The 12,844-nt window shown below is 33.6% G+C and carries 15 protein-coding genes; 6 read left to right on the top strand and 9 right to left on the bottom strand.

All coding sequences use genetic code 11. From position 1 onward, the window contains the following. Window positions 1–67: 67 nt before the first annotated feature. The 8 genes from ccmE to HF197_RS03785 are packed head-to-tail and all read right to left on the bottom strand — an operon-like array spanning window position 68 to window position 6,885. Entirely contained in the window at window positions 68–478 is a 411-nt protein-coding gene (ccmE, locus tag HF197_RS03820; RefSeq protein WP_168464339.1) for a cytochrome c maturation protein CcmE, read from the bottom strand. Further along, window positions 462–593 carry a CcmD-like small membrane protein gene (locus HF197_RS07710; protein WP_168464338.1) on the bottom strand — a complete coding sequence of 44 codons (132 nt, stop codon included), beginning with the start codon at window positions 591–593 and terminating at the stop codon, window positions 462–464. The genes ccmE and HF197_RS07710 overlap by 17 nt, the downstream gene beginning before the upstream one ends. Then, window positions 590–1,303 carry a biotin--[acetyl-CoA-carboxylase] ligase gene (locus HF197_RS03810; protein ID WP_168464337.1) on the bottom strand — a complete coding sequence of 238 codons (714 nt, stop codon included), beginning with the start codon at window positions 1,301–1,303 and terminating at the stop codon, window positions 590–592. Before HF197_RS03810 ends, HF197_RS07710 begins: the two co-directional genes overlap by 4 nt. A gap of 3 nt (window positions 1,304–1,306) precedes the next feature. Next, the gene (locus HF197_RS03805) at window positions 1,307–2,698 is read right to left on the bottom strand and encodes an NADH-quinone oxidoreductase subunit N (protein ID WP_168464336.1); all 1,392 of its coding nucleotides are present in this window, start codon (window positions 2,696–2,698) and stop codon (window positions 1,307–1,309) included. Beyond that, window positions 2,695–4,137 carry a complex I subunit 4 family protein gene (locus HF197_RS03800; protein WP_168464335.1) on the bottom strand — a complete coding sequence of 481 codons (1,443 nt, stop codon included), beginning with the start codon at window positions 4,135–4,137 and terminating at the stop codon, window positions 2,695–2,697. The genes HF197_RS03805 and HF197_RS03800 overlap by 4 nt, the downstream gene beginning before the upstream one ends. A 3-nt stretch (window positions 4,138–4,140) precedes the next feature. Further along, window positions 4,141–5,994 carry an NADH-quinone oxidoreductase subunit L gene (gene nuoL, locus HF197_RS03795; protein ID WP_168464334.1) on the bottom strand — a complete coding sequence of 618 codons (1,854 nt, stop codon included), beginning with the start codon at window positions 5,992–5,994 and terminating at the stop codon, window positions 4,141–4,143. 4 nt (window positions 5,995–5,998) lie between these two features. Continuing rightward, window positions 5,999–6,307: an NADH-quinone oxidoreductase subunit NuoK gene (nuoK, locus tag HF197_RS03790; protein ID WP_168464333.1), complete on the bottom strand. Its 309-nt coding sequence runs from the start codon at window positions 6,305–6,307 to the stop codon at window positions 5,999–6,001. After that, the gene (locus HF197_RS03785) at window positions 6,298–6,885 is read right to left on the bottom strand and encodes an NADH-quinone oxidoreductase subunit J (protein WP_168464332.1); all 588 of its coding nucleotides are present in this window, start codon (window positions 6,883–6,885) and stop codon (window positions 6,298–6,300) included. The genes nuoK and HF197_RS03785 overlap by 10 nt, the downstream gene beginning before the upstream one ends. Before the next feature lie 177 nt (window positions 6,886–7,062). Between HF197_RS03785 and HF197_RS03780 the strand changes: the two genes are divergently transcribed. Beyond that, window positions 7,063–8,001 carry a hypothetical protein gene (locus tag HF197_RS03780; protein ID WP_168464331.1) on the top strand — a complete coding sequence of 313 codons (939 nt, stop codon included), beginning with the start codon at window positions 7,063–7,065 and terminating at the stop codon, window positions 7,999–8,001. A gap of 29 nt (window positions 8,002–8,030) precedes the next feature. Here the strand turns inward: HF197_RS03780 and HF197_RS03775 are convergent, their stop codons facing one another. Beyond that, window positions 8,031–8,960 (bottom strand): AEC family transporter, encoded by a 930-nt coding sequence (locus HF197_RS03775; protein WP_168464330.1) that lies wholly within the window; start codon window positions 8,958–8,960, stop codon window positions 8,031–8,033. A 391-nt stretch (window positions 8,961–9,351) separates the two neighbouring features. Here HF197_RS03775 and HF197_RS03770 point away from each other — a divergent pair, with 391 nt between their 5' ends. The 5 genes from HF197_RS03770 (at window position 9,352) to tsaB (ending at window position 12,839) form a co-directional block, all read left to right on the top strand. Next, on the top strand, window positions 9,352–9,543 hold the full coding sequence (locus HF197_RS03770) for a hypothetical protein (RefSeq protein WP_168464329.1): 192 nt from the start codon (window positions 9,352–9,354) through the stop codon (window positions 9,541–9,543). A gap of 157 nt (window positions 9,544–9,700) precedes the next feature. After that, on the top strand, window positions 9,701–9,886 hold the full coding sequence (locus HF197_RS03765) for a hypothetical protein (protein WP_168464328.1): 186 nt from the start codon (window positions 9,701–9,703) through the stop codon (window positions 9,884–9,886). A gap of 5 nt (window positions 9,887–9,891) precedes the next feature. Then, a complete protein-coding gene (holA, locus tag HF197_RS03760; protein ID WP_168464327.1) occupies window positions 9,892–10,893 on the top strand; it encodes a DNA polymerase III subunit delta in 1,002 nt (333 codons plus the stop codon). A gap of 63 nt (window positions 10,894–10,956) precedes the next feature. Next, window positions 10,957–12,291: an alanine:cation symporter family protein gene (locus tag HF197_RS03755; protein ID WP_168464326.1), complete on the top strand. Its 1,335-nt coding sequence runs from the start codon at window positions 10,957–10,959 to the stop codon at window positions 12,289–12,291. Then, window positions 12,291–12,839: a tRNA (adenosine(37)-N6)-threonylcarbamoyltransferase complex dimerization subunit type 1 TsaB gene (gene tsaB, locus HF197_RS03750; protein WP_168464325.1), complete on the top strand. Its 549-nt coding sequence runs from the start codon at window positions 12,291–12,293 to the stop codon at window positions 12,837–12,839. Before HF197_RS03755 ends, tsaB begins: the two co-directional genes overlap by 1 nt. Window positions 12,840–12,844: the final 5 nt, after the last annotated feature.

Raw genomic sequence — 12,844 nt, 5'->3', positions numbered from 1 at the left:
TGGATACCTTCACCTTTATGTTACGTAAATTAGCTCACCTCCTGAACTTGAATTTGCAGACAGGTTTTCAGGTAACAGGGCTTTTCCGTTTTGAAACTTTTGGCATATAATTTTCATCGTGTTTTGCAAATACCGTATCTGCAAGAAAAGTTTCACTATTTATCATTTTACCTTGCACAACAATACCACTTTTTTCTGAAAACATTGGTGGAAGTATTCCTTGATATTTTACCATAACACTTTGATTAAAATCTGTCACGCGGAAAACTACTTCGCTATCATTGCGTGTCACACTATTTTCAACAACCATACCACCAACACGAATTGATTTCTGACTGTTTGGTAAAGCTACTGCTTCGCTTACTGTATAGAAGAATGAGATATTTTCCTTAAGTGTTGTTAGGATAAAAAAGATTGCGCAACTTAAAAAGAGCAAGATTCCAGAAGTAATAATTAACCGCTTATGTTTTTTTTTCATTTTTTAGGTTCTCTAAAATTTTTTTGCTCTTATTGTAGCGAACAATAGTGAAAACTAGCTTGCCAGCAATCAATATCAAACTGATAAGATAAGCAGAAATTACGTACATGTTCATAAAATACCTGTATCAAAATAAATTAAGCTCCCATTTTTTTGCTGTAATACTAACCTGCCATTTTCGTTTATATTGGCAAAAATCCCCTCATACAACTTGTCAGCTAATTTTATACTGATTTGTTCATTCAGCTTAAATGCTCTTTTTAACCACATCTCTCTTATAGCATAAAATCCACTTGATAGCCATTGTTTTCTTACTTTATTAAAATTTATTATTAATTCCTTCAATAGATCTATATTAGACACAGATACACCATAATCGCCCATACACGTTGCTGTCGAAAGCGGAGCATGATTAATGTTAATTCCAATACCTATAACTAGCCAGTTCGTATTAGACTTTTTTTCTAGCAATATCCCACTTATTTTCTTACCATCAACAAGAACATCATTTGGCCATTTGTATTGGATATTACAACTATTTATAGATGACTGTATGGCATTGCCAACAGCGATTGCTGTGACAAAGGTCAACTCTGTCAGTCTATTAATATCTTTTGCTTGATCTATTATCAAACTTGTATATAAATTCCCTTCAGGAGAAATCCAACTTTTTCCAGTACGCCCTCTGCCCTCTGTTTGTTTATTAGCAACAATAACAGTCTCACTTGATATTCCTTTTTCAAGTAAGTCCAGTGCTTCTTCATTGGTGCTTGAAACTTCCATGTAATGATGAATATCAAAGCCCTCAAATGCTTCATGAACCATTTATCAACCTTTAGTTACTAAATTAATTAGTGAATAAAGGTCCTCTGCGCATGTAAAGAGCGCGAGATTAATCAATGAAGCTACTATAGTAATTGCAAGCAGAGCTTTAGAGCAATCAACTTTATTATTGCTAGCCTTGTCAAAATACATGACCTTCATGATATTTAGGTAGTAATAACAGGATATTACACTTGCAATAACTAGAACCAGGGATATGCCGATAAAGCCAGCATTGACTAAGCTTTTAAATATAAAAAATTTAGCAAAAAAACCTGCAAGCGGGGGTATACCTGACATTGAAAGCAATAATAAAGAAAGATGAAAGGAAAGAATTGGTTGCTTTTTCCCTATGCCAGATAGATTTGCAATTTTGCAATCATCATCGTCAATTTGTATGAAATATGCAAATAATCCTATACTAGTAATAATATATATTACTAAATACAGCAAAGCACTATCTACCCCTGATTGTGTAAAAATAGAAAGTGCGGCAAGTATAAAACCTACATGACCTACTGAGCTGTAGGCAAATAACCTCTTAAGATTATGCTGACGCAATGCTCCAAAAGCTGAAATTAATACAGATAATGCCGAAACATACAAAAGAACAGGTTGGACATATTTTTCTACATTTACAAATTCTTCATTCATTAGGCGAATTAAAAATGCTACAAGTGCAGCTTTTGGTGCAGTGGAAAAAAATGCAGTTACTATAGTTGGTGCGCCTTGATAAACATCCAGAGCCCACATATGAAAAGGAGCAATGGCAAGCTTAAAGCATAAACCTATAAGAACAAATACCAATCCAAAAACTATGCCGTGGGTCACCTTATGGCTTTGCAAAAATGCACTTATTTCAGGGAAATTTATTTGTCCTGTATATCCATAAATTAATGACATTCCGTATAGCATAATGCAGGAGGATAACGCACTAAGTGTGAAATATTTCACTCCAGCTTCTGATGAATAGACTGAATTTCTATTGAAGCTTGCAAGGACATACAGGGATATGCTCATCAGCTCAAAAGCTAAATAAAAAGAAATCAAACTGTTGGCTGAAACTAAAGTGATCATACCAAATAGCGCAAAAAGAATCAGTATGGAAAATTCATATTTGTAATCATATTTTGATACATTTAGCAATAAGAGCACCAAAGCTCCCGTGGCAAGAATTAATCCTTGAGCTGACCTGATATATAAATTAAGTTTTACCAATGAATTAAAAAGAAAAATTTCACTACTGCCTGTGGAAAAAATCAAAATAACCAAAGTTGCAACTGTGCAGCAAAGTGCTAATAGATTGGCAACACGACGATTGAGTACAATTCCAAATAACAGCAACACTAGTGAGGAGATTATAGAAAACGTTTCTGGCAATATCTGTATATAGCTCATAGTGTATTATATTTGATTAACAGATTTACCATACACGGCTTAAAAAACTTCAGTACTAATGCTGGATAAAATCCGAGAAAAACAACAAACACTGCAAGCAAAACTAGAACTGAAAATTCTATTTTGTCCAAACGATTATTTAATAATTTAGAATAACTGACCCCCCATATTGTTTTTTTACACAAACCAAGCATGTAAACAGCACTTAGGATGGTACCGAGTGCAATAAAACTTACAAGAAATGTCATACTTTTAAACACTCCAATCATAGCCAAAAACTCGCCTATAAATCCAGAAGTTCCTGGCAGCCCTATTGAAGCCATTGAAAATAGAATAAACATGAAACCAAATTTTGGCATTGTGTTTACTATGCCAAAATACTTGGCAATTTCTAATGTTCCAGCACGGGTATACATCATTCCGACACATAAGAATAATGCAGCAGAAATAAGCCCGTGGCTGATCATTTGAAATGCAGCACCCAGCACTCCTTCTTCATTAAGCGAAAAGAGACCAGCAGTTACAATTCCCATATGTGCTATTGAAGAGTATGCAATTAACTTCTTTATATCATCCTGAGCAAATGCAACTAAAGAAGCATATATAACTGCAATAGCACTCAATACAACTACAAAATTTGAAAAATATAAGCTAGCTAAAGGAAGCATTGGAATGGAAAACCTTAAAAATCCATATCCCCCCATTTTAATGAGTAAACCAGCTAAAATAACAGACCCAGAAGTTGGCGATTGCACGTGTGCATCAGGAAGCCAAGTGTGAAATGGAAACATTGGCACCTTTATTGCAAAAGAGATAAAAAATGCAAACCACAGCAATAACTGCACACTAAACTCAAGATTTGGCATTAATGTAGCTAATCTTTGTATATTTAGAGTACCAAAAATACTGTAGACATATACTACCCCAAGTAAAAATAATAGTGAACCAGCAAGTGTGTAAAGAAATAACTTAAATGTTGCATATACTCTTTGCTTTCCCCCCCAAATACCAATAATAAAGAACATTGGTATTAAAACGGCTTCGAAAAATATATAAAAGCTTATAGCATTCATTGAAATGAAGAAACCGACTATAAAGCTTTCAAGCAGTAGAAACAATGCCATATACGGCTTGAGATTTGGTTCTTTCATTTTGCAATTGTAAAGTATGCAAATGACAAATGAAAAGGTCGTAAGTAGAAGAAAAGGCAATGATATGCCATCCACTCCTACTCCAACATTTGCTATTGGGTAGCTAACGAACTGAAAATTTGTGTTATTATAATCAAACTCTGCAAGTATTATAATACTAAGCACAAATGGTATTACTGTAAAAAACAGAGAGAGTAGTCTTAAGCCCATAGACTTGTGATCAATCTTTACTAAAGATAAAATCAGTGCTCCCATTAATGGAAGCAAGAATATGCTAAATAACAACACTTTTTATTTCATAACAATATACAAAGCGCCAATTATTAAAGTAACAAACATAACAAGCGCATAATCAAATATATAGCCAGTCTGCAGCCTTATAGAACTCTTCGAGCACTCATCAACCAGCCTTACCATTCCATTTGGTCCAAATGAATCAAGGACTCTGACATCGAATTTCCGCAAGAGCCTTGATATGAACTTCACTGGCGTAATTATTGCAAACTCATATATCTCATCAAAATACCATTTATTTTCCAAAAATTTAAGTAAAAATTTACTTTTAATTTGTTTAACTATTCGGTAATGATAAATAAGGTACGCAAGTGCTATTCCACTGAAGCTCACCAAAGTTGGCAATATCGTTAAAAGCAAGTTGTGAGATACATGCCCATCTACCACCACTACACTTGACTTCCAGAACATGTTATCAGTAATGTTCAAAATATTGGCTCCCCATATTCCAGAAAACACTGATCCAAGAGCGAGGATCAGTATTGGCATAAGCATAATTCTTGGTGCTCTATGTATTTCTAGGTTGTTTTGCTTTTCGCCATGAAACACTAAAAGAAGCAATCTCCATGAATAAAGTGCTGTAAAAAATGCAACAATCAAACTGATCACAAATGCAAAACTATTTGCACTATAAGCATGCTCAATTATCAGATCTTTTGAATAAAAACCTGCAAATGGGAAAATTCCTGACAGTGCAAGCGATCCAATCCACATAATAACATAAGTGTAAGGGATTTTTTCCCAGCAATTTCCCATTTTTTGAATATTTTGTTCATGATGCATAGCATGAATTATGTTACCTGCGCCAAGAAATAGTAAAGCTTTAAAGAAAGCGTGTGTCATCAAATGAAAAATAGCAACATTGTAAGCAGAAATTCCACATGCCATAAACATGTAACCGAGTTGGCTACAGGTTGAATAAGCAATTATTTTCTTTATATCATCCTGGTTCATTGCAACAGTAGCAGCAAAAAAAGCAGTAAGTGCACCTATGATAATTATCAACTCTCGCGCTACATTTGATAGCTCAAATAATGGAGAGCACTTAGCTATTAAAAATATGCCTGCAGTTACCATTGTTGCTGCATGAATTAACGCAGACACAGGGGTTGGTCCTTCCATTGCATCTGGCAGCCAAACATGCAAACCAAGTTGAGCGGACTTCCCCATACAGCCAATAAAGAGTAATATGCATATTATATGAATTGTCTTAAACTTGCAGCAGAATACTTTAATGCTTCCAGCACCAAGAATATCAGCCGTGCCAAATATTTCAGTGAACTCTAAAGAGTGAAACGTATGATAGATAAGAAACATTCCAATTAATAATGCAAAATCTCCTACTCTATTGACAACGAATGCTTTGATTGCTGCATTGTTAGCAGAATACTTTTGGAACCAAAATCCTATAAGCAAATAAGAGCATAAACCAACTCCCTCCCAACCAAAAAAAAGTTGCACGAAATTGTCACTCACAACTAGCATAATCATGCAAAATGTAAATGATGACAGATAAGAGAAGAATCTTGCTTTCCCCTCATCATCCTTCATATACCCAATAGAATAGAGATGAACTACTAGCGAAACAGTGGTAATAACGATCAGCATTAATGATGAAAGAGCATCAATGTTAATCGCCCAATTTACCTTCAGAACACTTAATGAAAATAGAGGAAATAAAACCACATGATAGCTTTCAGAAAGGGTAATGAATGTGTACCAAGATAAGATTGTAGATACACCAATACTTATAGTTGTAATTAATTGACTAAAAGTATCTCTTCTGATAAATCCTGCAAACAATGAACCAAAAAGTGGTAAAAACACCATCAATTTCAGTATAAATTCCATACCCTCACTCTTTCATTAAGTTTGCTTGTTCAACATCTATATTGCCACGGCTTCTGTAGTATACAACGAGTATTGCAAGCCCTACACCAGATTCTGCTGCTGCAACAGTCAAGACGAACATGACAAAAATTTGCCCGACTATGTTGTTCATAAAGGCAGAAAAGGCAACTAAGTTGATATTAACTGATAGTAATAATATTTCTATTGATAAAAGTATATTGATTATGCTCTTACGATTGATGAAAATACCAAATACTCCAATGGTAAATAAAATAGCAGAAACTATTAAAAAGTGATTCAATCCTATTTCCATTCTACTCCTTTTCCAAACTGTGCCTTAACTAACTTTACAGATGAAGATTGCGTCAATTGCTTTAATACATTCTGTCTTTTTATTCCTTTTTTCTTGTCCTGCAAAGTAAGAGCAATAGCACCAACAATTGCAACCAGCAGCAAAATACCAGATAGGTGAAAAGCATACATATAGTCAGTGTAAAGCAAATTGCCAATAGCTCTTACGTTATTGGTACTATAATTGATAACATTGCCTATATTAAGTGCTGAACGATAGATCACAAAACTAATGATGAGAAAGAACACAGCACACAGCACAGCACCGAGAGTGAAATGTTTAGCAAAACCATGACGCAACCTTATATAATCAACATCAAGCATCATAACTACGAAGAGAAATAATACTGCAACTGCACCAATGTATACTATCAACACCATCATGGCGATAAACTCAGCCCCAAGCAGAATAAAAAGAACTGCAGAATTAACGAAAGTAAGAATTAAAAATAACACTGCATGTACAGGATTTCTTACACTAATCACGCATACGGCAGATAAAATGCTAAGAATTGCAAAAAAATAAAAGAAAAAAGGCATTAATACTTTAACTGCAACAATCTTTACTAATTTAAAGCAACTATTGCTGTAAAGTCAATCTTGTTTAAAGCTTTGATAACAAAGAATCTGAGCTGTGGTCTCTTGCAACTTAAATTTTAATAGAAAATTAGTTCTGTGAGGCTATTTATATGCTTAAGTTACGTGTGAGAGGGTATTATGAAGATAGATGAAAAAATTGGCAGTACGGCTGATTGTGAAATAGGAACTCCTGGAACATTAGGTGCAAGTTCGCATCAGGATATTGCAGTATTAGGGAAAGGAGGAAGGAAAAAGAGTCCTATTAAAAAAATTAAATCCGTTGTAACAAATACTTTGAATAAGTTTTCATCACCAAAGAAAAATACAAAAAGTTCAGTACACAATGAAACATTAAATGATCCAGGCAAGACAGATGGAGAAAGTAGTAATCAACAAGTGACAGAAGGTAAACAAGAAGCTAAGGTTTCAGAAAATGATGTGAGTACTACAGATGTTGCTGGGGAAGACAATATAGATGGAGAAAATGACTCTCAGCAAGTAAAAAAGGACGTGATTGACGAAATGCAAGAAGATTTTGATAAATTACTTCAGTATGTTTATTTATACTCGGCAGCTGAATGGTTCTCTATACCAACAACAAATGCTTCATCTGAAAAAAGTGTAAACTCAATATTAAGTGCTGCTGAGAAAAATGGTCCAGATAGTGAAATAGATTCTCCTGAAAAAAAGCCAAGATCAAGAGAAAAAGTAAAATGGCTAAAAGAGCAAACAAAAATAGATGGAGAAAATGACTCCCAGCAAGCAAAAGAGAAGATGGTCCGTGAAATACACAAAGATTTTGATAAATTACTTCAGGATATTGATTCGTACATAGCAGCTTTAAAAGAAGAAAAAGAACCAAAGAACTGCAGAACTGCTCTAAAGGTAGGATGTGCCATTATGGTAGTAGGCTGTTTTATTGCAGCAGTAGTGACAGAATTAGAAATTTTGTGTGTGATAGGCTTAATGCTTGCAGTTACGTCAATGGTATTGCACTTAGCCACATTACCTTCAAGTAAAGTGACAGATACTTCGTCTATACCTTTTTGTGAATCAACAAAGCAAGTAGCTAGGTAATCATTTACCTTGTGCTTGCTAAATATTTACTAAAAAGACACAAGTTTAGCAAAGAATAGTGATATTATGAATGGAACGTAGAATAATCCTATTCCAACACTGATTAGTAACAGCAAAGTAGCTTTATCAGGTTGGTAATTTAGAATATTAGCTAATATTATGCTAGATCCAGAAATTGGAATAATAGCTAACAGCATTAGTGCTTTGTATATACTTTTATCATATGCGTGTATGATGTGTGTGTCTAAAAGAACGATTCCGAAAACAAATAATGGCCAAAATACATATTTTGCCGTTATAGTGCTAAGCGCAAGTTTCCAATCTACTTTAAAGTTTGTAATCTGCGCAATACTCACGCCAAGTAGTAACATTCCTAGCGTCACAAATGTACTTCTGATATTTATCATAACATCTGTCAAAAATGTTGGTACGTGAATATCAAATATACTGATCAGAAATCCTAAAACCATTGCATAGGATGAGGGAAGTTTGAATAACTTTAACATGCACTCTTTTGCTGTATAAATACCGTTTGCAGCTATATAAAATCCCAAACTATTTTCAAATAGTGCCATTCCTATGTAACAAACAACATACACAGATACTGTATCTTCATCAAATAGAGCCATAGCTATTGGTAAGCCAAAATAACCCATACTTGTGCTTCCTGAGCTAAATGCTAGTATGTTTCGTGTATTATCCTTAAATAAGAATGAAGAAAGATAATACACTGATAAAGACATAGCACTTCCTATGAACCATATTAAAATAGGCAGAGAAATTACTTGCAAGTTAACTTCTGTATGAGATATTCCATGTAAAATCACTATTGGGTTAGCTATGTAAAATAGTATCTGAGATATAGTATTTCTATCAATCTTAAGGCATTTTCCTGCTAAATAGCCAATAAATATAGTGATATAAATAGGCAGTATTTTAAGAAAAAGAGTAATAAACATACTAGTCTAAATTGTAATACTTTTGATTGATAAAATGACATTAAATCTTAAGATATTGTGAAAGTAAATACAATTTATTTTCCAGTTTATCCAACTCATAAAAAGATGATTGCTCAACACCAAAGTTTAACTTTTATAATCAAATTATGTTAAGTTTTTATAAAGCATGTTGTTGCTAATATCAGTTCAGTTAAGTAGCTTAAAGATGGTAGATTAAAAATATATAATATAATACCTAGTTTACTCTTTAATTTTGCTACAGATCTGAATAGATACTAATAATTTATTAACGTAATGATTATAATGTATAGCTGTTTTAGCATAAAAATAGTTTTTGCTATATAATTATTGGTATGTTAAAGTACATTGTCAATTTTTTGGAGTGAGCAATATGATTAAAGAGTGGTATTATAATTATATATATAATCCTATTAATAAGTATATTTATCAACCTATTAAAGGCATTATTTACGGTGCTACAGAGAAAACTGAGGAATCAAGTACAAGTGTACAAGAAGGTACACAGCACTCTTCTAGTGAACCTGATGTTACGCCTTCAGGTGGTGATAATGATATCTTGTAGATAACACGAAGATCACGCCATCAAAGGTCAAAAAATTTCTAGAGAAGCCAAGTGGCTTAAATGGTGTGTTAATTTATGGAAGTGATAGCAGCTGACTTTTATGTACAAATAGTTATTGATATGCTAAAATGTATTATCAGTTCTTGGAGTGAGTAATATGATCGAAGAGTTGTTTTCTAATTATGTTAAGCCTTTTAATGAGTATATATATCAACCTATTAAAAGTTTTTTTGATGATGTTATAGAGAAAACTGAAGAATTATGTATAAGTGTACAGGAAAATATAAATTACACTTTAGGTGAATCTGATGTTACGCGTTCAAATGAGCATGAAATCCTTTAGATAGTATGAAGATCACGCCATCAAAGGTCAAAAAATTTCTAGAGAAGCCGAATAACTTAAATGGTGTGTTAATTTATGGAAGTGATAGCAGCAGGGTTGACTTTTATGTACAAGAGGTAATTACTCATTTAATTGATTATTCAGTTCATACAATGGACTTTGCGGTGGCAAATAAATCCCCAGGTTTATTGTTTGCTGAGCTGGCGAATGTTTCCATGTTTACCAGTAGGAAATTAATCAAGCTGATAAATGTAGGATCTAGCATATCTAAAGAGTTAAAGAGTGTACTGGAATACAACATGGGTGATCATTATGTAATGCTAATAGCAAATGATCTTCCTTATAATTCTGCAACTAAAGGTTACATAGAGGGCTCGCAAAGTTTTGGTGTAATTGCATGCTATAAGGATAGCAATAGCAATCTCTGTGATATCATCTCGGGCTATTTAAAGCAAAATGATGTAAAACATACAAGTGAAGTAGTCTACCATTTACAATCTTATTTTAACCGTAGCAAACTGCCTATATATTCAGAACTTGAAAAGTTAGTTTTGTACTTAGGAAAAAGAAAAGACCTCAAGCTCACCGATATAGAGTTATGCTTTTCAACCTCTGGTAACGACTATGCTACACTTGACAGTTTATGTGCTGCTATAGCAAGTAAAGATGTTGCACGCTTTTTTCAGATTTCTGATATCTTGATATCGCAAGAAAATTTTGTGCCGATAGCACTCATTCGTATCATATCAAACTATCTCTTGCGTATTGAAAATGCTTTACTATTAATAAAAGGAGGAATAAGTGAGCAGGCTGCAATTGACCAGTTAAATCCTCCAATATTTTTTAAACAATTGCAAAGCTTTAAATCCCATCTAAAAATTTTTCAACTTTCAGAGCTTAAAAGGATTTTAGAAAAGCTAGTAAATCTAGAAATCATGTGTAAAAACACCGATTTAGATCATACAATGCTTTTTCAACAAGAAGTATGTAGAATATTATCGTCTTAGGCTAATTTTTACTTAGGTATTTTCAATTTTTCATTTATACTTAGCTGACTTTATAGTGGATAGATGAAGTTTGCTTTACTACTGCCAACAGTATTATTGATATTAATTGCTGGCATTTACCTGTCGATCAAATTGAAATGGTTACAGGTATTTAGGTTGCCGTACGCTCTCTCACTGCTTGGAGCTAAAAGAGGCGAAAATAAATTTTCTTCTATAGCTGCCTTATTCACAATTTTAGGTGGAAATTTAGGGGTAGGAAATATTTCAGGGACAGCAATTGCTCTCAAAACCGGAGGACCTGGCTTTATATTGTGGATGATGATAATTATCGTCATAACTTCTGTAATAAAATATGTTACTTGCTACTTGAGCATAAAAAACAGAGAAGAAAAGAATGGAAGGTTTATAGGTGGTCCCATAACCTATATGGCCGATGCATTTAATTCCAAAAAAGCTACATTTATATTCCTAGTTATAATGATGACAGCCTCAATAACTGTCGGCAATCTTGTTCAGGTAAATTCTCTATCAATACCACTTAGCATGATAGATGTACCTGTGATTGTTGGCGGAATTGTAATGGCCGTAATATTTTTTATGGTTGCTGGTTTGAGCTTAAAAAAAATTAAGATTGTTATATCAGCAATGATACCAATAATGACGGTGAGTTATCTTTCTGTTTGCGGAATTATATTGTTTAAATACAGTGAGAATATTTATCCTTCAATGCAGCTAATAGTTAAAAATTTTCTCACAATCAGCAGCTTTAGCTCAGGTTTATCTCTCAGTTTAATTTTAGAAATACTAGCTATTGTCCAAGTGGGAACTTTGCGTGGTATTTTTGCAACAGATATAGGACTTGGCCTTGAAGGAATTGTCCATTCTTCAATTACTCCAAAAAAAAATAATAATAAATTTATTATTGAACAAAGCCTAATCACAATAATATCGCCGTTTATAGTTGCACTCATAGCATTTGTTACCACAATGGTGCTACTTGTTACAGATTCCTGGCTGACCGATTTAGAGAGCACTAACATGTGTATATTTGCTTTTAAAAAGGCAACTAATTTTTCCTACATTGGCTATTTAATTATGGCTATAATGTTTTGTTTTGCTTTTACAACCATTTTTACTTGGTTTTTCTGCTCAAAACAAACAATACGCTATATATCAATGAATAATAAGTATACCAAAGTTTGGCTTGTAATTTTCGCTACAATCATTCCTTTTGGTGCAATAGGTGAGGTTCGGTTGTTATGGAATATTGCTGATATTTCAATCGCTGCTTTATTGTTTATCAATATAATAGCTATACTAAGACTCACATACAAAGATCCGGAAGTATTTGTTATGAGTAGCAGGTATTTGAAGCTAAGTACAAAAACGGCAAGGTAATGTCTATTCTTGCAATCAGCACTATAGGTCATGGCAGTTCAATAGCAATAGTTGACTATGACGGTAATTGTTTTGTAGAGCACAATTCTGCTAGCAATAATCATGCAGAATCATTTTTTCAAATTCTAGATACTTTATTTAGTAAGCATAATTATAATTATGACAAAATAGATCATTTAGCAGTTGTGGTAGGGCCGGGAAGCTTTACTGGAATTAGAGTCGTTATAGCAGCTGCAAAAGGCATAAGTCTTGCAACAAATAAGCCTTTATATGGGGTTAGTGCACTAGAAGTGCAAGCATATGCGATGTCGTTGCTTTGTGAAGATAATAGAGGAAATATTAGGGCTACTGTTGAAAATGCAACACAGTTGTTTGATTGCAATTTGTTACCACTATCAGAACCGGAAGTAATCGATAAAGGTATTACACAAACGTTAAACGCCGGCCACGCAGGATTGCTGGTACGTCACAGGTTAATGCATAAACAAGAGTTAAGTAAAGCTAAGGCGCTGTATTTAAATGAGCCTGAATACATAAGATCTCCATAAATGTA

The organism is Wolbachia endosymbiont of Ctenocephalides felis wCfeT, assembly GCF_012277295.1.
GTDB lineage: Bacteria > Pseudomonadota > Alphaproteobacteria > Rickettsiales > Anaplasmataceae > Wolbachia.
Note: the sequence above shows the minus strand (reverse complement) of the source record. Positions and strands in the feature narration are given on the sequence as shown.

Coding starts and splice junctions, on each gene's coding strand:
- ccmE (WP_168464339.1), bottom strand. CDS start 478: ATGAAAAAAAAACATAAGCGGTTAATTATTACTTCTGGAATCTTGCTC.
- HF197_RS07710 (WP_168464338.1), bottom strand. CDS start 593: ATGAACATGTACGTAATTTCTGCTTATCTTATCAGTTTGATATTGATT.
- HF197_RS03810 (WP_168464337.1), bottom strand. CDS start 1,303: ATGGTTCATGAAGCATTTGAGGGCTTTGATATTCATCATTACATGGAA.
- HF197_RS03805 (WP_168464336.1), bottom strand. CDS start 2,698: ATGAGCTATATACAGATATTGCCAGAAACGTTTTCTATAATCTCCTCA.
- nuoL (WP_168464334.1), bottom strand. CDS start 5,994: ATGGAATTTATACTGAAATTGATGGTGTTTTTACCACTTTTTGGTTCA.
- nuoK (WP_168464333.1), bottom strand. CDS start 6,307: ATGGAAATAGGATTGAATCACTTTTTAATAGTTTCTGCTATTTTATTT.
- HF197_RS03785 (WP_168464332.1), bottom strand. CDS start 6,885: ATGCCTTTTTTCTTTTATTTTTTTGCAATTCTTAGCATTTTATCTGCC.
- HF197_RS03780 (WP_168464331.1), top strand. CDS start 7,063: ATGAAGATAGATGAAAAAATTGGCAGTACGGCTGATTGTGAAATAGGA.
- HF197_RS03775 (WP_168464330.1), bottom strand. CDS start 8,960: ATGTTTATTACTCTTTTTCTTAAAATACTGCCTATTTATATCACTATA.
- HF197_RS03770 (WP_168464329.1), top strand. CDS start 9,352: ATGATTAAAGAGTGGTATTATAATTATATATATAATCCTATTAATAAG.
- HF197_RS03765 (WP_168464328.1), top strand. CDS start 9,701: ATGATCGAAGAGTTGTTTTCTAATTATGTTAAGCCTTTTAATGAGTAT.
- holA (WP_168464327.1), top strand. CDS start 9,892: ATGAAGATCACGCCATCAAAGGTCAAAAAATTTCTAGAGAAGCCGAAT.
- HF197_RS03755 (WP_168464326.1), top strand. CDS start 10,957: ATGAAGTTTGCTTTACTACTGCCAACAGTATTATTGATATTAATTGCT.
- tsaB (WP_168464325.1), top strand. CDS start 12,291: ATGTCTATTCTTGCAATCAGCACTATAGGTCATGGCAGTTCAATAGCA.